An 18,271-nucleotide genomic window follows, 5' to 3' on the forward strand; every position below is an offset into this window, starting at 1 on the left:
ATACACGGCAGGGTGGGACTTTCTGCCTGGTTCTGGCGATGCCGTACAACAGATGCCAATATTGCGGGTGACGCGCTCAGGAAATTGGAAACCTTTCCATAATGCCAAGGCAATATAGCATTGTTTAATTTTTGAAGTCAACTTGCAACGCACCATCGTGGAAGCCATGTGGCATAAGGCGTTGCGGCGCAAGCACACCAGCGCCCACGAACGCCTTTGTTTGACACGAAAAATTTTGCGATGCTATATTTTGCGCTTTGCATGGGAACGTTTCCACCTCAAGGAGGCTTGATGAAGCTGGTTTTCGTTGCATTGGCTGCAGCGCTGATGGCGCCGCCAGCCGCCCACGCTTTCCGCTGGCCGGGCCACGCGAAGGCTGCCGTGAGCCTCGCATATGACGATGCGCTCGATTCGCAGCTCGATAATGCGCTGCCGGGGCTGGACCGCTATGGCCTGAAGGGCAGCTTCTACCTGCAGCTTTCCAACCCCGCCGTGCAGCTGCGCATGGGGGAGTGGCGCGCGGCCGCGCAGCGTGGGCATGAGCTGGGCAACCACAGCCTGTTTCACCAGTGCGTACACAACGCCAGCGACCGTGCCTGGGTGCAGCCGCACCGCAACCTGGCCGCCACCAGCGTGGAGCAGATGACGGACCAGGTCCGCGTCGCCAATACGATGCTGACGGCGATCGACGGCAAATACGAGCGCACTTATACGGCGCCCTGCGGCGATGCCGATGCGGGCGGCAAGCCTTACCTGCCGGCGCTGGAGAATGACTTCGTGGGCATCAAGGCCGGTGGCGCGGATGGCGTGTTGCCGCGGATCTCGGGACTGGGGCCGGTGCCCATCCATGCGCCGGTGGGGCTCACCGGCCAGCAGCTGATCGCGATGGTGAAGGAAGCGGGCGCGAAAGGCACGATGCTGAACCTGACCTTCCACGGCATCGGCGGCGATTACCTGACCGTGTCGAAGGAAGCCCATGAGGAACTGGTCCGCTTCCTCGCCGAACACAAGGACGAATACTGGACCGATACCTTCCTCAACATCATGAAGTATGCGCGGGCGCCCGGCTGGGTGCTGGACTGGAGCGACGAATTCGATGGCGCATCGCTCGATCACTCGAAATGGATCGAGGAGACGGGCGGCGGCGGCTGGGGCAATAACGAGATGCAGTTCTATACGGCGCGCCGCGACAACGTGCGCGTGGCCGATGGGCGGCTGATCATCGAGGCGCGCAAGGAGCAGTACGAAAACCGCGGCTACACGTCGGCGCGCATCAAGACCGCCGGCCTGATGGAGCGGCAATACGGCCGCTTCGAAGCGCGCATCAAGCTGCCGCGCGGGCAGGGCATCTGGCCGGCCTTCTGGATGCTGGGCGCGGACATCGGCAAGTCCGGCTGGCCGCGCAGCGGCGAGATCGACATCATGGAAAACATCGGCAAGGAGCCCGGCACCGTCCACGGCACCCTGCATGGCCCCGGCTACTCGGGCGACAAGTCGATCGGCAAGCCGTCCGCGCTGCATACCGGCGCTTATGCGGACGATTTCCACGTCTATGCGGTGGAATGGGAGCCGAAGGAAATCCGCTGGTACCGCGACGACGTGCTCTATCACACGGCGCGGCCGAACACGATCCCCGGCGACTGGGTCTTCGAGCATCCATTCTTTGTGCTGCTGAACCTTGCCGTTGGCGGCTACTGGCCCGGCTATCCGGACGCCAGCACCACTTTCCCGCAGCGGATGCTGGTCGATTATGTGAGGGTCTACCGCCGCGCCGACTGAATTGTCGGCGCACGATTGCGAATGCTTACAAACTGAGATGCGTCTTCCAGTTATAGTGCCGTCAGGAAATAACTGGAGATTACATGAAGAAGTTGACTGTTTCGGCGGGCGTACTGCTGGTGCTGAGTGCTTGTGGCGGAGGCAGCCTGGACGCAGGCGGCGGCGGCGTGACGCTTCCTTTACCGCCGTCCACGCCGCCGTCGGTCGGGTGTTCGACCAAAGCCGCCGATCTGGCCAAGCTGCAGATCTTCCCGCCGGACAGCCCGTGGCGCACCGATATCTCCAAAGCCCCGCTGGACTACCGCTCGAACGACATCATCAGCTTCCTGGCCCAGACCAATGGGCCGCTGTTTGCCAACTTCGGCAGCGGCACCTACAACGGCGCGCCGATCGGCATGCCCTTCGTGGTCGTGTGCGACCAGGCGCCGGTCGGCGTCAGCTATCGCGCCAACAGCTACGACGGCAACTACGGATCTGAAAGCGATCCAGGCCCGATGCCGGTTCCGCTCGATGCGCCCATCGAGGAGAATGGCGCCGGCGATTCCCATGTACTGGTGGTCGACGCGAAAAACTACAAACTGTATGAACTTTACAACGCCAGCCTGACCGCCGGCGGCACCGGCTGGGCCGCATCGTCCGGTGCGAAGTTTCGACCTGAACAGCAATGCCCAGCGCCCCCTGTGCTGGACTTCGGCCGATGCCGCCGGCCTGCCCATTTTCCCGGGCCTGCTGCGCTACGATGAGGTGGCCAGCGGCGCCGTACGCCACCCGATCCGCTTCACGCTGCAGGCGAACCGCGTCAGTCCGACCTTCACGGCGCCGGCCCGCCATGCCGTCTCGGGCAGCAATGGCAGCACCACGGCGCCAACGCCGATGGGCATGCGCCTGCGCCTGAAACCGGGCGTCGATATTTCCGCTTATTCGGCGGCCAACCGCACCATCCTCACGGCCATGAAGAACTACGGGATCATCCTGGCGGACATCGGCTCCAACTTCTTCATTTCGGGCGCGCCGGACCCGCGCTGGGACAACGCCGACTTGCAAAAGCTGCGCGCGATTCGCCCGTCCGATTTTGAGGTGGTACAGATGGATCGGATCTACAATCCCCAGATACCGGCGGATAGCGCGTTGTGTGGCCGCTAATAAATTCCCCGCGACGCCATTTCTATTGCTAAACTGCTTAATATGTGACAGCTAAGAAAGGCTTGCAGGATGAAAGAGCTTGGGGCGAGGGCGGTCCTCCTGGTCAAGGCCGTCGAAGAAGCGGACACGGCCCACGAAGTCCTGTCCGAAGAAGACCGCAACTACGCCAGCCGCACAGCCCGTGAGCTGGCCCAGTGGGATGCGTCCGAGCGCAAGTCTGCCGCCACTTTCCCCGCATTCCTCGAACTGCGCGCCGATCAGCTCCTGAAACGCCTGGAGGCGCGCTACCCGACGTTTTCCTCCTTCCTGCGGCGGCAGAACGCCGTGTGGATGTTCGGCTGGCTGATGCCGCTGGCCGCTTTCCTGATCGGCGTCGCGGCCGACCGCATCGACGATCCGGAACGCGTGGATCTGCTTTCCCTGCCGCTGCTGCTGATCATCGGCTGGAATGTGCTGGTGTATGTGATGATCCTGGCATGGGCGCTCATGCCGAAGAAAGGCCTTGGGCCGCTGCGCAAGGCCTGGGTGCGGCGCGTCAGCGTGGGCAAGGGCGCACGGCCGCGCCGCCTGCATTATGTGGTGTCGGCAGCGATGCTGGAATTCCTGCACCAGTGGACGCGCCTCAGCGCAAAACTGAATGGCGCCCGCCTGGCGCGCGCATTGCATCTGAGCGCAGCCGCGCTGGCCCTTGGCGCCATTATCTCGCTCTATTCGCGCGGTGTGCTGACGCGTTATTCGGCCGGCTGGGAAAGCACCTTCCTCGATTCCGAGCAGGTCTACGCAGCGCTGTATTACTTCTTCTATCCGGTCATTGCGGTCTTTCACATGCAGGGCTTTTCCCTGGAAGAGGTGGCGACCCTGCGCTTCGGCCACGATTCCTCCGCGCTCACGCTGAACGACAACGGTGCGCGCTGGGTACACCTGTATGCGGGCGCCCTGATGCTGTATGTGGTGGTGCCGCGTGTGCTGCTGGCGTTGCCGGCCGCCTGGCGCGCCTGGCGCCTGCAGCGCCGCTTCCCGCTGGACCTGGACCAGCCGTATTTCCGCAAGCTGGTGCAGGCGGCGGGCGGCGAAGCGGGCGTGCTGCGTGTTGTGCCCTACAGTTTCAGCGTGGATGAAACACGCGGCAAGACGCTGGAAAGCGTGGCGGCGGAGCAGCTGGGCGACCGCGCCCGCCTGCGCCTGCTGCCGTCCGTAGCCTATGGTACGGACCCCGCACCGTCCATGCGCGAACCGGGAGCGGGCAATAGTTCCACGGTCACGGCCCTGTTGTTCAGCATGGCCGCTACGCCGGAAAAGGAAAACCATGGCGTGGCCGTGGAGGCGCTGGTCGCCGCTTCCGGCGAGGGCGCGACCGTATTGCTCGACCAGTCCGCACTGGTGCGGCTGGAGCCGGAGCGGCGCAGGGAAAGGGTAGAATTGTGGCGCGAGTTCTGCATTTTTCACGGCGCCCAGCCTTTTGTGGTTGACCTGCTGGCGCCGGACCACATCAGGGAGAGCGCATGAGCGGCGCGCAGGCCACGATCCAGCTAGCACTGATTTCCCACACCAATAACGGCAAGACCACACTGGCCCGCACCCTGCTGGGGGCCGATGTGGGCGAAGTCAGGGACGCCGCCCATGTCACCGTATTCGCCGAATCCCATACTTTACTGAGCACCCAGCAGGGCGACCGCCTGATGCTGTGGGATACGCCCGGCTTTGGCGACTCGGTGCGTCTGATGAAGCGGCTGGCCATGTCCGGCAACCCGATCGGCTGGTTCCTGCGCGAAGTGCTGGACCGCTACCGCGACCGTCCGTTCTGGCTTAGCCAGCAGGCACTGCGCGCGGCGCGCGACGAGGCGGACGTGGTGCTCTATCTCGTGAACTCCATCGAAAACCCGGGCGATGCCGGCTATCTGCCGGCCGAGATGCGCATCCTGGAGTGGCTGGGCAAGCCGGTGCTGGTGCTGCTGAACCAGATGGGTCCTCCGCGCCCCGCCGAAGAGGAGCACGCGGAGCAGACGCTGTGGAAGGAACACCTGCTGCAGTATGACGTGGTACGCGAAGTGCTGCCGCTCGACGCCTTCGCCCGCTGCTGGGTGCACGAGCGCGTGTTCTACGACGCGATTGCCGCCGTGCTGCCACCGGCCAAGCAGGAAAGCTACCGGCGCCTGTTCTCGCTGTGGGAAGAGAACAATGAGCGGCGCTTCCGCCACTCGATGTCGATCACGGCGCAGCAGCTGGTCGATGCGGCGCGCGACCGCCAGTTCGTCGAAGTGCCGGAGAAGGGCGTGATCGCCTCTGCGCTGAAGATCGTCGGCTTTGGCAAAGGCGATGACCGCAAGCGGCAGGAGCGCGCCATGAATACCCTGATCGGGCGCCTCAACCTGTCCATCGGACAGACCACGGTGCATTTGCTGGCGCTGCATAAGCTCGATCCGAGCGAGGCGCCCAAGATCAATGCGCGCGTCAGCAAGAATTTCGTGGTCAGGGCGCCGGTGGAGAAGGCGCAGGCGGCGCTGCTGGGGGCGATCGTGTCCGGCGCGGCCACGGGACTCTCGGCCGACCTGGCGGCGGGCGGGCTCACGCTGGGCACGGGCGCGCTGCTGGGCGGGGTGATCGGCGCGCTGGCGTTTTCAGGCGCGGCGTGGGGTTTCAACGTGGGCACGGACCGCAAGGTGCCGAACATTACGCTGTCGGACGAATTCCTGCGCACGTTGCTGGTCTCCAGCGTGCTGCGCTACCTGGCCGTGGCCCACTTCGGGCGCGGGCGGGGTAACTTCGTGGAGAGCGAAGCGCCGCCGTTCTGGCAGGAGGAAGTGGAAGCCGCGGTAGCTGCACGCGATGATGAAGTGGGCGCCCTCTGGCGCCAGCTGCGCGACCAGGAGGAGCCGGATCTGGCCCCTGCCAGCGCCATCGTCACCGCCGTCACGGCTGACGTGCTGGAAAAGCTGTACCGGCAGGATCAGGCAATCCTTCACTAGTTTTGGTCTACCGCCCCGGGCGGCTGCGCTCCTAAGATGGACGCATGAAAACTCTCGACCAGATCTATATCAACGGCGAATTCGTGATCCCTCACGGCAGTGAGTTCATGGAATTTGCCAATCCTCTTACTGGCGCAGCGCTGGTCCGTACCCGTCTTGCCGACGAAACGGACGCGCGCCGCGCCATTGCCGCCGCCACGGCGGCTTACCCTGCGTTTTCGCGCACCACGCGCGAGGAACGGATGGACATGCTGCAGCGCCTGCACGACGTCGTGCGCGAAGGCGAGCAGGAATTGATCGACACCATGCTGGACGAATACGGCGGCCCGCTGGCCACCACGGCCGCGACGGCACGCCGCGCTTCTGCAACCTTCCTCACGGTGAAGAAGGTGCTGGCGGACTACGACTTCGAACGCCTGGCCGGCATTGCGCGAGTGCGCATGGTGCCGCTGGGCGTGGCCGGCCTGATCACGCCGTGGAATGCCAATTATGGCTTCATCAGCGGCAAGCTGGCGATGGCGATTGCGTCCGGCAGCACGGCCGTGATCAAACCGAGCGAAATGAGCGCGCTGCAGACGGACGTGCTCACGCGCCTGCTGCACAAGGCGGGCCTGCCGGCAGGCGTGTTCAATATCGTCACCGGCCGGGGCGACACGGTGGGCGGGGAAATCACGCGTCATCCGGACGTGGCCAAGATTTCCTTCACCGGGTCCACCGCAGTCGGCAAGGCGATCGCACGCGGCGCGGTGGATACGATGAAGCGCGTGACGCTGGAGCTGGGCGGCAAGTCGCCCCACCATCCTGCTCGATGACGCGGACTTCGCAAAGGCCATGCCCTTGGCCGTTACCGCCGCCACCTTCAACAGCGGCCAGGCCTGCCTGGCGGGCACGCGCCTGCTGGTCCCGGAGAACCGGCTGGAGGAAGCCAAGCGGCTGGCCGCGGCCGAAATGGCGAAGCTGCGGGTTGGCGATCCGCGCGATCCGTCCACGCGCATCGGCCCGATGGTCAGCCACAGGCAATGGGAGCGCGTGCAAGGCTATATCCGCAAGGGGCTGGAGGAGGGCGCGGAATTGCTGGTGGGCGGGGAGGGCAAGCCGTCGGGGCTGGAAGCGGGCAACTTCGTGCGGCCCACGCTGTTCGCAGGCGTACGCAACGATATGGCGATTGCGCGGGAAGAGATCTTCGGTCCGGTGCTGTCCATCATCAGCTACCGCACGGAGGAAGAGGCCATCGAAATTGCCAACGACACGGATTACGGCCTGCACGCCTATGTGTTTTCGGGCGATGTGGCGCGCGCCAACCGCGTGGCGTCGCAGATCGTGGCCGGGCGCGTGTTCATCAATGGGCTGTATGATGAACCCTTGGCGCCGTTCGGCGGTTTCAGGCAATCCGGCCTGGGACGGGAATTCGGCGTCCATGGACTGGAAGCCTATCTCGAACCGAAGGCCCTGATGGGGTATGACAACGCACTCTGAACAACTGGCGTCTCTGCGCGCGGCGGTGGCGGCGCGCTTCCGCTGCGTGCCGCCGGCGCAGCGCGACATCGTTACTGCTATTCCGTGGCTGACGCTGATCCGCATTCCCGCGCCCACTCCCACGGGGCGCGGCATGCTGCAGCCGTCGCTTTGCCTGCTGCTGCAGGGCGCCAAGCAGATGCTGGTGGGCGCGGACGTGCTGGAATACGGCCCTGGCGATTATGTGCTGACCGCTGTTGAAATGCCGGTGGCAGGGCAGGTTACGGCGGCCACGGCGGAGGCGCCTTATTTCGGCATGCGCATCGATTTCGATCCGCGCGAGGTGGCGTCGTTCATCATCGATATGGGGATTGCGGCGCCGGCGGCTGCAGCGGCGGAAGGGCAGGCGGCGACTTATGTGGAGCGTGCCGATGGTGCGCTGCTGGATGTGTTCGGGCGCGTGCTGGCGCTGCTGGACAGGCCGGGTGACATTCCGGTGCTGTCTCGGTTGCTGAAGCAGGAGATGTTCTTTCACCTGCTGATGGCGCCGCGCGGCGCGGCGCTGAACCTGGCCGTGCGCGGCGGCGGCAAGGAAAAGGCGATCGGCGAGGCGATCATGTGGATACGCGAGCATTTCGACCAGCCGCTGCGCATCGAGGCGCTGGCCAGGGCGGTGCGCATGAGCAGCTCGGTGCTGCACCGGCGCTTTAAAGCGATGACGGTGATGAGTCCCTTGCAGTACCAGAAGCATGTGCGCCTGCTGGAGGCACGCAAGCTGCTGATGGCGGGCGGGGTGGAGGCGGCGACCGTGGCTTATCAGGTGGGGTATGAGAGCCCGTCGCAGTTCAGCCGGGAGTATCGTCGCCTGTTCGGTGCGTCCCCGTTGCAGGATGCGCAGCAGTTGCGGCAAGTTCACACCGAGCCGTGATGCACACACGGCGGATCGAATGATCCGCCCTACGCGGTGTGGTATTTCGACGATTCGACGATGCGCGTAGGGCGGATCATTGATCCGCCGTGTGTCCCGTCACGCGGCAAAACCGCCGTCGATATTCAGGCTGGCGCCGGTAACGTAAGCCGCTTCCGGCGACGCGAGATACGCGACCATGCCCGCGATCTCCTCCGGCGTGCCGTGGCGCTTGATCGCCATCAGTCCATGCTGCGACGATGCAAACTCGCTGGACTCCGGATTCATATCCGTATTCACTGGCCCCGGCTGCACGTTATTGACGGTGATGCCGCGCGGCGCCAGGTCGCGCGACAGGCCCTGCACCAGCCCTTTCAGCGCCGACTTGCTCATCGCATACACCGCGCCGCCGGCGAAAGGCATGCGATCCGCATTGGTGCTGCCGATATTGATCACGCGGCCGCCTTCCTTCATGTGGGCCACGGCTGCCTTGATGGCGGCAAACACGGCGCGCACGTTCACGTTCACGGTCAGGTCAAAGTCTTCCATCGAGAGCTCGGACACATCGCCCAGTCGCAGCACGCCGGCGTTGTTGACCAGGATGTCCACGCCGCCGAACTGTTTCGCCACGCTGTCGATCGCGGACTGCACGGCTGCCACGTCGGCAGCGTCGGCGCGCAGCGCCAGGGCGCGGCCGCCGGCGGCATTGATTTCGCTTGCCAGCGCATCGGCCGTTTCGCCGGAGCTTTGGTAGGTGAAGGCCACGGTAGCGCCTTCAGCAGCCAGGCGGCGAACGGTAGCAGCGCCAATGCCGCGGGAGCCACCGGTAACGAAAGCGATTTTTCCTTGGAGTTTCATGATGTTTTTCCTTAGTGGGTAGTCGATGGATGCAGTATGGTCGCGAAATTAAGCTTAAACTAGCTGGTAATCGCGACAATCAATTTCAACCGTTGGTATCAAATGGAACCACTCAACTATCTGGAATCCTTCCTGCAGAGCGCCGAAGGCGGCGGCTTTTCCGAGGCCGCCCGACGGCTGGGACTGACCCCGGCTGCCGTCAGCAAGAACGTGGCGCGGCTGGAAGCGCGGCTGGGCGTGCGCCTGTTCCAGCGTAGCACGCGCAGCCTCAAGCTGACGGAAGCCGGAGAGCGCTTGCTGCAGCAGGCGCGCGGGCCGCTGGCCGAATTGCAGGGCGCGCTGGCCGACGCGGCGGGTGATGCAGGCCGTCCGTCCGGCGTGCTCAAGGTCGGCATGGCGCATGCGGTCGGTCGGCTTTACCTCGTGCCGCTGCTGGCCGAGTTCCTGCGCTGCTATCCGGACGTGCAGCCGGACTGGCGCTTCGATAACCGCCCGGTGGACCTGATTGGCGAAGGCTACGACGTGGCCATCGGTGGCGGCATCGAACTGGCGCCCGGCGTGGTAGCGCGCGAGCTGGGGCGCCCGCGCATCCTCGTCTGCGCCTCGCCCGCCTATATGGCCGGCCGTCCCATGCCGCGGCGGCCCGAGGATCTGGCCGGCATGGAAGGTTTCTCGCGCCGTTCGGCGGAGACCGGGCGCTTGCGTGGCTACGTGCTGCGCAACGGAGCCGGGCAGGAAGCAACGGCTGAGTTTAAGGTGATCGCCACCTTCGACGATCCGGATGCGATGGCGCAGGCGGTAAAGCTGGGACTGGGCGTGGCGCTGCTGCCCGGTCCGCACGCGGCGCCGCTGCTGGAGAGCGGTGAACTGGTGAGGCTGTTGCCGGACTGGCATGCCGAAGTCGGGCCGCTGTCGATCTACTATTCCAGCAAGAAGGGCTTGCCGGCCAAAACGCGCGTCTTCGTGGATTTCATCATTGAACAATTTAAGGCTACCGGATTTGCTGCACGTCTCGACAGGCTTTGAAGCCTCAATGTATGATGGGCGCTCTTTCCTAAGCGATAGAGGGGTGCCCATGTCTGCCGAAGCAAAGAAGTATCGCCTGGTAACACGCAGCGATTTTGATGGACTGGTCTGCGCGGTGCTGCTCAAGCACCTGAACATGATCGACGACATCCTGTTTGTGCACCCGAAGGATATGCAGGATGGGAAGATCGCAATCACCGGCCGCGATATCACGACCAACCTGCCTTATGTCGCAGGCGCCCACCTGGCCTTCGATCACCACCTGTCCGAAACCCTGCGTAATACCGGCGACCGGCAGAACCATGTGCTCGATCCGCAGGCGCCGTCCGCGGCCCGTGTGGTCTATGAATACTTCGGCGGCGGCAAGGCTTTCCCGTCGGCCTGGCATGACATGATGCGCGCCGTGGACAAGGGCGATTCAGCCCAGTTCAGCGAAGAGGAGATCCTTCATCCGAAGGGCTGGGATTTGCTGAACTTCCTGATGGATGCCCGAACCGGCCTGGGACGCTTCCGCGAATTCCGCATCTCGAACTACAACCTGATGATGGACCTGATCGAGTACTGCCGCGATCACTCCATCGACCAGATCATGGCGCTGCCCGATGTGAAGGAGCGCAGCGATCTTTACTTCGACCATGCGGAGAAGTGCAAGGACCAGATCCGCCGCTGCGCGACCGTGCACAAGAATCTCGTTGTGCTGGATTTGCGCGAGGAGGAGATGATTTACGCGGGCAACCGCTTCATCATCTATGCGCTGTTCCCGGAGACGAATATCTCGATCCACGTGCTGTGGGGGCTGAAGAATCAGAATACGGTGTTTGCGGTTGGGAAGTCGATTGTTAATCGGTCCTCCAAAACCAATATCGGGGCGCTGATGCTGGAGTACGGCGGCGGCGGACACGCGAATGCGGGGGACGTGCCAGGTGGATAATGAGATTGCGGAGGATGTGCTGGGGGCACTGATCACGCGCATTACAAATGAGGGGTGACGCAGGCACGGCGGATCAATGATCCGCCCGACGCGCCTCGTATGATCGTCGAAATACCGCACGGCGTAGGGCGGATCATTGATCCGCCGTCTGTGAGCCGCCGTTGGCGTCTAACGAATCAGGACTCTTTCTCGGGCATGGCAATGGAATTATCAGTCGAGAACTGATAATCCTTGAACACATGCTCCGCGGTCAGCAGCTGGTAAGTGCCGTCCGGCTTCTTGAAGGAGGTGTCTTTCAGGCGGTAGGTATAGTGCCCGCAAGTCCAGCAGTTGAAGTTGCGCATGTGGGTGCAGAGACAGGTCTTGTCCATCACCTTGATGCCCTTGTCGCTGCCGCCGTTGGCCGTCACTTCGCGGTTATACGAATTGATGTAGGCGCAGTTGCCGGTGGCGTCGAGCAGGTAGCCGTAGGATTCGCAGCCCGGGCGGATGCCGGCGCCGATGGCGGGGGGTCTGCTGCAGCATGCGCATCGGATAGCCGGTCGGCGAGATGCCGTTGACGATCACGTCTGCCTCGGTCGCCTTGAAGTACTCCTGCTTCACATCTTCCGGCAGGCCGCATTCCTTGGTCACGGTGAAGCGGGTCGCCACCTGCACGCCCGCTGCGCCCATCTCCAGGAAGGATACGGCATCGGTACCAGTGAACACGCCGCCCGCCGCGATCACGGGGATCTCCAGGTTTTCGTTCTTCAGGTAGTCCAGCACTTCGCGCACGATCTGGTGCAGGTCGTAATCCTTCCAGTCTTCCAGGCCAAAGCCCAAGTGGCCGCCGGCCAGCGGGCCTTCGACGATCACATAGTCAGGCAGGCGATTCAGCTTCTGGTTCTTGCGCAGGAAGATCTGCAGCGCGCGCACGGAGGAGACGATGATGCCCAGCTTCGCTTCGCGGAAGCGCGGGTGGTCGGCCATCAGAGCGAAGGAACCGAAGTGCAGGCCGGCGGACAAGGTGATGCCGTCGATACCCGCATCCAGCGCCGCGTTCAGGCGGGTGCGCAGGGTTTCCTTCGGACCGTTCATGGTCAGCTTTTCCATGCAGTTCACGAAGATCAGGCCCGGGCCCTTCTTCTGCTCCATGGTCTTGCCGATATGCAGGCGCTGCGCCTCGGCCAGGCGGCCCAGGTCGAACTGCACTTCGGACTTGTCCATATTATGGATGTTGTACTTGTACAGCTTGGTCTTGTCCTTGACAAAGGTGGTGTCGAACTTGCGGTCCGAAACATCTTCCACCATGGCGTCGGAAATGTGGCCGATGCCACCGAGGCGCGCGGCTTCCAGCGCCAGTTCGGTCGTGGAAATATCCACGCCCATTCCGCCGATCATGATTGGCACATACTCTTTGTCGCCAAACTTCAGGCGGAAATCATCAACACGTTTCATTACTGTCCTTAATCAATCGCGGAAATTGTTGAATTCCAGCGGGGTGTCGGGCACATCCTTGCGCAGCAGCTGCATGGCAGCCTGCAGATCGTCGCGCTTGGCGCCGGTGACGCGCACGGATTCGCCCTGGATGGACGCCTGGACCTTCATCTTGCTTTCCTTGATGACCTTGGTGATCTTCTTGGCAGTCTCGGAGTCGAGGCCATTCTTGATCTTGATGACTTGCTTGACCTTGTCGCCGCCGATCTTCTCGACCTTGCCTTCGTCGAGGAAGCGCACGTCGACCTTACGCTTGGCCAGCTTGTTGGTCAGCACGTCCTTGACCTGGGTGAGCTGGAATTCGGAGTCGGCGAAGGCGGTCAGGTCGTTTTCCTTCTGTTCAACGCGCGCATCGCTGCCCTTGAAGTCAAAGCGGGTGCTGATTTCCTTATTGGACTGATCGACGGCATTGCGCACTTCGATCATGTCCGCTTCGGACACTACGTCAAACGATGGCATACGGATTTCCTTTACAATAAAGCAACGGCAAGTTGATAGCCGCACAAAAGATGCGACATTTTAACGGACAACGGGGCGAACGCTCGGTCGATTTTTGGGATTTGACCCTATAATCTGGCAAATTCTTGACATAGGTATGACTTTGATTCTCCCTCTGCAGCAGAACTTTTCCCTCAAAGCCCTGAATACCTTTGGTATAGATGCTTCCGCGAAACTGTATTTACAAGTAGTTAATGTCGATCAGCTGCGCGCCGTCTTCGCCGACCCTCAGTTGGCGGCCATGCCGCGCCTGGTTTTGGGCGGCGGCAGCAATCTTCTGCTGACCGGAGATTTTTCCGGACTGGTGTTGCATATTTGTCTCGAAGGCCGCGAGTTGTTGCCGGGGGATGCCGATCATCATCATGTGCGCGCCGCCGCGGGCGAGAACTGGCACGAGTTCGTGCAGTGGACGCTGGCGCAGGGCGTGGGCGGGCTGGAGAACCTGTCGCTGATCCCTGGCACCGTGGGCGCGGCCCCTATCCAGAATGTGGGGGCCTACGGCGCCGAAACCAAGGATGTTTTCCTGTCGCTGACGGCGTTCGATCCTGCGTCGGGCGAGACTGTGGAGATGGATGCTGCGGCTTGCCGCTTTGCCTATCGCGATTCCGTCTTCAAGCACGAGGGACGCGAGCTGATCATCGTGGACGTGCGTTTTGCGCTGCCGCGGGCGTGGCAGCCTAACCTGCGTTATGCGGAGCTGGCGAATGCGGTGGCGGAGCAGGGCTTGTCCGCGCCCACCCCGCAGCAGGTGGCGGATACCGTGATCGCGATCCGCCGCCGCAAGCTGCCGGATCCGGCGCAGATCGGCAATGCGGGGAGCTTCTTCAAGAATCCGGTGGTCAGCGCGGAGCATTGCGCGCGCTTGCTGCAGCAGTTTCCTTCATTGGTGCATCATGCGCAGGCGGATGGGTCGCAGAAGCTGGCGGCAGGGTGGCTGATCGATCAGTGCGGGTGGAAGGGACGCTCGCTCGGGGCGGCGGGGGTTTATCCGAAACAGGCCCTGGTGCTGGTGAATAATGGCGGGGCTTCCGGGGCGGATGTGCAGCGGCTGGCGGCGGCGATTCAGGCGGATGTGGCGGCGCGGTACGGTGTGCGGCTGGAGCCGGAGCCGGTGTTCGTTTAGGCACGGCGGATCAAACGATCCGCCCTACGCTGTACGGATTGTTTAACGTTGAATCATCGAAGTGCGTAGGGCGGATCATTGATCCGCCGTGGCGGTCACGCGGCGGATGAGGGGATCGATGCCGCGTCGATGGCGCGGTTGCGGCCGGCGCGCTTGGCGGCGTACAGGGCCTGGTCGGCGGCGCCGATCAGGTCTGCTGGCGAGAAGGGCTTGGCCGGCACCATGGTCGCCAGGCCGATTGACAAAGTCACCACGCCGGAAGAAACCCCGCGATTCTCGATCGCCAGCTGTTCCATGGTCTGCACGCAGGCGCGGGCCACCGACAGGGCGCCGGCGCCGTCCGTATCCGGCAGGATGATGGCAAACTCCTCGCCCCCATAGCGCGCCGCCAGGTCGGCCGGACGCCGCAGGTGCTCGGTCAGCACGGCCGCCGCGCGTTTCAGGCACATATCGCCCGCCTGGTGGCCATAGGTATCGTTGAAAATCTTGAAACAATCGACGTCGCACATCAGCAGCGACAGCGGTGTGCGTTCGCGCTGACCTCGCTGCCACTCCAGCAGCAGGGTCTCATCGAAGCGGCGGCGGTTGGCGATGCCGGTCAGCGCATCGAGGGCGGCCAGCTTCTGCAGCTCGATATTGGCAGCCGCCAGTTGTTGCTGGCTCTCGCGCAGGAAACGGAAAGCCTGGTCGCGCTGCAGGCGGCTGATGTGGGCGTTCGAGTGATAGCGCACGCGAGCCAGCATTTCGAGCCGGTCGGGCAGCTTCACGAGGTAGTCGTTGGCGCCCGTGGCGAAGGCATGCGCCTTCAGCTTGGGGTCTTCGCGGGCCGAGAGCACGACCACGGGCACATGCTCCAGCGCTTCGCAGGCGCGGTACTGGCGCAGCAGCTCGAAGCCGTCCGCGCCCGGCATGACGAGGTCCTGCAGGATCACGGTGGGCTGCAGCTCGATGGCGCATTGCAGTGCATTGGCGGCATCGGTGACAAAGTGGAATTCGATATCGTCCGTATCGGCCAGCATGCGGCGCAGGGCTTCAACGATGATCAGCTGGTCGTCTACCAGCAACACGCGCACTTTGAACTTGGTGAGGGTTTTTTCCGTGTCCGGGATTTCCAGGGACATTCCGTCTCGCTCTACTTAATGGTTCTTGCCCCCTATCGTGCTGCGCAGGAAGGGGCCGATCTTTTCCAGGGGCAGGACCATTTGCGCCGCGTCGATTTCGATGGCCGCGCGCGGCATGCCGAAAACGGCGCTGCTGGCCTGGTCCTGTGCGACCGTGGTCTTGCCTGCGCGACGCAGCGCCAGCAGGCCTTCGGCGCCGTCGCGCCCCATGCCCGTCAACAGCACGCCAATGGCGTCCTGCTTCCAGTTCTGGGCCACGCACTGGAAGAACACGTCCACCGAGGGGCGGTACGCGTAATCCCGAGGATTAGCATCGTAAACCAGATGTAGCGATTCATCCAGCACGAGATGGTCATTGCTCTTGGCGACCATCACCATGCCGCCCTGCAGCGTGTCGCCATGCTCGATGGCGCGCACCGGTACAGCCAGCTGCTCGCCCAGCCATTTGGCGAAATGGTCGGCAAAGTTTTCGTCGATGTGCTGCACGATAACCACGGCGCAGCCGGGCGGCGGCGTCCAGGCGGCCAGGGTCTTGGCAATCGCCAGCGGGCCGCCGGTGGACGCGCCGATGGCGACCAGCATGTTGAGGGGGGCGTCCCTGCGCTCGGGGGCTGCGCGGCGCTTGGGCTGCATGGACTGGGTGCCGCCGCTGTGGCGGATCAGGCTGTCCATGGTCTTGAGCTTGTGCAGCAGTTCAGCGTCGCCGCCGGCCTTGCCCTGCAGGATGGGGGTGGCCGTGACATCCAGGGCGCCGGCGCCGAGGGCGCGGAAGACCTGGTTCACATTGTCCTTGGGCTGCGCGGTCACGATCAGGATGGCGCAGGGCGACTCTTCCATGATCTGGCGCGTGGCTTCCACGCCATCCAGTTCAGGCATGTTCAGGTCCATCAGCACCAGGTCGGGGCGGTTTTCGGCGCACAGGCGCACCGCTTCGGCGCCGGTGCGCGCGATCCACAGCACCTGGTGTTCGTGGGTGCTGGCGACCACGCGGCGCAGCGCTTCCGCCGCCATGGCGACGTCGTTGGCGATCCCGATTTTCATCGGTAGGCGTCCCCGATGAGGTCTGTGACGGCGTCCAGCAGCGTCTCGTCGTGGAAGCTGCCCTTGGTCAGGTAGTAATCGGCGCCCGCAGCGAGGCCGCGGGCCCGGTCTTCGGGCCTGTCCTTGTACGACACGATCATCACGGGCAGCTTGTGCAAGTGCAGGTCCTTCTTGATCAGGTTGACCAGCTCGATGCCATCCATGCGCGGCATGTCCACGTCGGTGATCACGAGGTCATAGTCGACGCTGCGCACCACGTTCCATCCATCGATGCCGTCGATGGCGATGTCCACTTCAAAGCCGCGTCCGACCAGCAGCTTGCGCTCCATTTCGCGCACGGTCAGCGAATCGTCCACGACAAGAATTCGTTTCATTCTACGCCGTTCCGCCAGATCGGCGCGCGCGAGCTGATGCAGGCCGCCTTCATTGAGCAATTTTTCGATGGAAATCAGGAGGTCGGGCACGTCCAGGATCAGCACCGGCTCGCCGTCGTCTAGCAGGGCGGCGGAGCTGATATCGCGCATCTTGCCGAAAATCGGGTCGATGGTCTGCACCGCCAGGCTTTCTTCGCCGCGGATCTTGTCCACCACCAGGGCGTAGCGCCGCGCGCCCGTGCCGATGACGACCACCGGCAGCTCGCCGCCGTTTTCCATCTCGCCCAGCTCCAGCACCTGCGATGCCGCCACGAGGCCGAGGTGCTCGCCATTGTGGTCGAAGAACTGCTTGTTTTCCAGGGTGTGGATGGCCGACTGGTCGACGGTGAGCACGCGCTCCACCTTCACGATGGGCAGGGCGTAGGCTTCGCCCCGGATGTCCACCACCAGGGCGCGCACGATGGACTGGGTAAGCGGCAGGGTAATCGAGCTGCGGAAGCCCTTGCCCAGTTCGGACTCGATGCGCACCGTGCCGTTTTGCTCGCGGATGGTGTCGTGCACGATATCCAGGCCGACGCCGCGGCCGGAGATTTCGGTGATGTCTTCCTTCAGGCTGAAAGCGGGCAGGAAGAGGAATTCCAGCAGTTCGGCCTGGGACATGGCTTGCGCCATCTGCGCCGTGGCCATCTTCCTTTCGACGACGGTGCGGCGGATCTTTTCGATGTCCACGCCGCGGCCGTCGTCGCTGATTTCGATATTGAGCATGCCGGCGCGGTGGCGCGCCTCCAGCACGATGGTGCCGCACTTCGGCTTGCCCGTCGCCGCGCGCTCCTGCGGCGTTTCCATGCCGTGGTCGACGGCGTTGCGCAGCATGTGGTTGAGCGGGCTTTCGATCCGGGCGAGGATGTCGCGGTCGACCAGGGTGTCCTCGCCGATGATATGCAGCCTTACGTCCTTGCCCAGGCTGCGCGCGAGGTCGCGCACCATGCGCGGGAAGTGCTGCACGCCGTCGCGGAAGGGGCGCATGCGCATGGCCAGCACTTCGTCCACCATGTTCTGCGAGACGGTAAGCAGCCTGCGTTCGTAGCTCTCGATGTCGGCGATGTGCTCCAGCATGAACTGCTTCAGCGGCTGGCTTTTCTGGATGGCCAGCAGGGCCTTTTCCTTCAGCGACGGATCGATGCTGTTGGAGACCGCTTCGTGCAGGTCTTCCAGCGCCGTGAACAGGCTGGCCTGGTTGCGCTTGAAACGCTGCAGCGCCTGGATCATCGGATGCAGCTGGTGGGCGTTGATGCGCGATTCGCTGGCCAGTGACAGCAGTTGGTCGAAGCTTTGGGCCGCTTTCAGGGCGGCCGGGGTGTGGCCGGCCGGCGCGGACGGCTCGTCGGGCGCGCTGGGCGGCTCGGGCGGGGACGGTGGACGGATCCGGCGGGGCGGCCGGCGGTGGCGGCGGTGGCGCAGTGGGCGGCGGGGGCGGAGCAATGGGCTCGGGCAGGAAGGCGATGCCGGCCACCGCGTCCATGGTCTTCTTGATCAGCGCCGCATTGGACGCCATCCAGGGCTGCACGCCGTT

The 18,271-nt window shown here is 63.7% G+C and carries 13 protein-coding genes and 3 pseudogenes; 10 read left to right on the forward strand and 6 right to left on the reverse strand.

Features of this window, described 5'->3' with window-relative positions; translation table 11 throughout:
- Nucleotides 1-291 precede the first annotated feature (291 nt).
- The 7 genes and pseudogenes from ACHMW6_RS09240 (at nt 292) to ACHMW6_RS09270 (ending at nt 8,271) form a co-directional block, all read left to right on the forward strand.
- Nucleotides 292-1,779 carry a family 16 glycosylhydrolase gene (locus ACHMW6_RS09240; RefSeq protein ID WP_395406819.1) on the forward strand — a complete coding sequence of 496 codons (1,488 nt, stop codon included), beginning with the start codon at nt 292-294 and terminating at the stop codon, nt 1,777-1,779.
- A gap of 83 nt (nt 1,780-1,862) precedes the next feature.
- Nucleotides 1,863-2,522, forward strand: coding sequence for a hypothetical protein (locus ACHMW6_RS09245; protein ID WP_395406820.1), 660 nt, complete (start codon nt 1,863-1,865; stop codon nt 2,520-2,522).
- Entirely contained in the window at nt 2,419-2,922 is a 504-nt protein-coding gene (locus tag ACHMW6_RS09250; RefSeq protein ID WP_395406821.1) for a hypothetical protein, read from the forward strand. The genes ACHMW6_RS09245 and ACHMW6_RS09250 overlap by 104 nt, the downstream gene beginning before the upstream one ends.
- A gap of 69 nt (nt 2,923-2,991) precedes the next feature.
- Nucleotides 2,992-4,428 carry a DUF2868 domain-containing protein gene (locus ACHMW6_RS09255; protein ID WP_395406822.1) on the forward strand — a complete coding sequence of 479 codons (1,437 nt, stop codon included), beginning with the start codon at nt 2,992-2,994 and terminating at the stop codon, nt 4,426-4,428.
- Nucleotides 4,425-5,888: a DUF3482 domain-containing protein gene (locus ACHMW6_RS09260; protein WP_395406823.1), complete on the forward strand. Its 1,464-nt coding sequence runs from the start codon at nt 4,425-4,427 to the stop codon at nt 5,886-5,888. Before ACHMW6_RS09255 ends, ACHMW6_RS09260 begins: the two co-directional genes overlap by 4 nt.
- A 44-nt stretch (nt 5,889-5,932) precedes the next feature.
- Nucleotides 5,933-7,364: pseudogene (locus tag ACHMW6_RS09265) on the forward strand (aldehyde dehydrogenase family protein).
- Entirely contained in the window at nt 7,348-8,271 is a 924-nt protein-coding gene (locus ACHMW6_RS09270) for an AraC family transcriptional regulator N-terminal domain-containing protein (RefSeq protein WP_395406824.1), read from the forward strand. The pseudogene ACHMW6_RS09265 and the gene ACHMW6_RS09270 overlap by 17 nt, the downstream one beginning before the upstream one ends.
- A 99-nt stretch (nt 8,272-8,370) precedes the next feature.
- On the opposite strand, the gene ACHMW6_RS09275 is transcribed toward ACHMW6_RS09270, so the two are convergent.
- Complete coding sequence (locus ACHMW6_RS09275; RefSeq protein ID WP_395406825.1) at nt 8,371-9,108, reverse strand: SDR family oxidoreductase; 738 nt, start codon at nt 9,106-9,108, stop codon at nt 8,371-8,373.
- 102 nt (nt 9,109-9,210) lie between these two features.
- Between ACHMW6_RS09275 and ACHMW6_RS09280 the strand changes: the two genes are divergently transcribed.
- A complete protein-coding gene (locus ACHMW6_RS09280; RefSeq protein WP_395406826.1) occupies nt 9,211-10,134 on the forward strand; it encodes a LysR family transcriptional regulator in 924 nt (307 codons plus the stop codon).
- Nucleotides 10,135-10,183: 49 nt separating this feature from the next.
- Nucleotides 10,184-11,123 (forward strand): annotated as a pseudogene (locus ACHMW6_RS09285) (exopolyphosphatase).
- A gap of 118 nt (nt 11,124-11,241) precedes the next feature.
- Here the strand turns inward: ACHMW6_RS09285 and ACHMW6_RS09290 are convergent.
- Nucleotides 11,242-12,502: pseudogene (locus ACHMW6_RS09290) on the reverse strand (nitronate monooxygenase).
- 12 nt (nt 12,503-12,514) lie between these two features.
- Nucleotides 12,515-13,000, reverse strand: a complete 486-nt coding sequence (locus ACHMW6_RS09295) for a YajQ family cyclic di-GMP-binding protein (protein WP_395406827.1) — start codon at nt 12,998-13,000, stop codon at nt 12,515-12,517.
- Nucleotides 13,001-13,136: 136 nt separating this feature from the next.
- Between ACHMW6_RS09295 and murB the strand changes: the two genes are divergently transcribed.
- The gene (gene murB, locus ACHMW6_RS09300; RefSeq protein ID WP_395408566.1) at nt 13,137-14,162 is read left to right on the forward strand and encodes a UDP-N-acetylmuramate dehydrogenase; all 1,026 of its coding nucleotides are present in this window, start codon (nt 13,137-13,139) and stop codon (nt 14,160-14,162) included.
- 95 nt (nt 14,163-14,257) lie between these two features.
- Here the strand turns inward: murB and ACHMW6_RS09305 are convergent, their stop codons facing one another.
- Genes ACHMW6_RS09305 through ACHMW6_RS09315 form a run of 3 tightly spaced genes read right to left on the reverse strand, consistent with a single transcriptional unit; the run spans nt 14,258 to nt 18,180 of the window.
- Nucleotides 14,258-15,283, reverse strand: coding sequence for a diguanylate cyclase (locus tag ACHMW6_RS09305; RefSeq protein ID WP_395406828.1), 1,026 nt, complete (start codon nt 15,281-15,283; stop codon nt 14,258-14,260).
- Between the two features lie 15 nt (nt 15,284-15,298).
- Nucleotides 15,299-16,324 (reverse strand): chemotaxis-specific protein-glutamate methyltransferase CheB, encoded by a 1,026-nt coding sequence (gene cheB, locus ACHMW6_RS09310; RefSeq protein ID WP_395406829.1) that lies wholly within the window; start codon nt 16,322-16,324, stop codon nt 15,299-15,301.
- On the reverse strand, nt 16,321-18,180 hold the full coding sequence (locus tag ACHMW6_RS09315) for a response regulator (protein ID WP_395406830.1): 1,860 nt from the start codon (nt 18,178-18,180) through the stop codon (nt 16,321-16,323). Before ACHMW6_RS09315 ends, cheB begins: the two co-directional genes overlap by 4 nt.
- Nucleotides 18,181-18,271: the final 91 nt, after the last annotated feature.

Source organism: Pseudoduganella sp. UC29_106 (assembly GCF_044055365.1).
Lineage (GTDB): Bacteria > Pseudomonadota > Gammaproteobacteria > Burkholderiales > Burkholderiaceae_D > Rugamonas.

What these genes read in the sequence shown, in the direction of transcription:
- ACHMW6_RS09240 (WP_395406819.1), top strand. Translation starts at nt 292, where the DNA reads ATGAAGCTGGTTTTCGTTGCATTGGCTGCAGCGCTGATGGCGCCGCCA.
- murB (WP_395408566.1), top strand. Translation starts at nt 13,137, where the DNA reads ATGACTTTGATTCTCCCTCTGCAGCAGAACTTTTCCCTCAAAGCCCTG.
- ACHMW6_RS09295 (WP_395406827.1), bottom strand. Translation starts at nt 13,000, where the DNA reads ATGCCATCGTTTGACGTAGTGTCCGAAGCGGACATGATCGAAGTGCGC.
- ACHMW6_RS09305 (WP_395406828.1), bottom strand. Translation starts at nt 15,283, where the DNA reads ATGTCCCTGGAAATCCCGGACACGGAAAAAACCCTCACCAAGTTCAAA.
- ACHMW6_RS09280 (WP_395406826.1), top strand. Translation starts at nt 9,211, where the DNA reads ATGGAACCACTCAACTATCTGGAATCCTTCCTGCAGAGCGCCGAAGGC.
- ACHMW6_RS09275 (WP_395406825.1), bottom strand. Translation starts at nt 9,108, where the DNA reads ATGAAACTCCAAGGAAAAATCGCTTTCGTTACCGGTGGCTCCCGCGGC.
- ACHMW6_RS09255 (WP_395406822.1), top strand. Translation starts at nt 2,992, where the DNA reads ATGAAAGAGCTTGGGGCGAGGGCGGTCCTCCTGGTCAAGGCCGTCGAA.
- ACHMW6_RS09260 (WP_395406823.1), top strand. Translation starts at nt 4,425, where the DNA reads ATGAGCGGCGCGCAGGCCACGATCCAGCTAGCACTGATTTCCCACACC.
- ACHMW6_RS09270 (WP_395406824.1), top strand. Translation starts at nt 7,348, where the DNA reads ATGACAACGCACTCTGAACAACTGGCGTCTCTGCGCGCGGCGGTGGCG.
- ACHMW6_RS09245 (WP_395406820.1), top strand. Translation starts at nt 1,863, where the DNA reads ATGAAGAAGTTGACTGTTTCGGCGGGCGTACTGCTGGTGCTGAGTGCT.
- cheB (WP_395406829.1), bottom strand. Translation starts at nt 16,324, where the DNA reads ATGAAAATCGGGATCGCCAACGACGTCGCCATGGCGGCGGAAGCGCTG.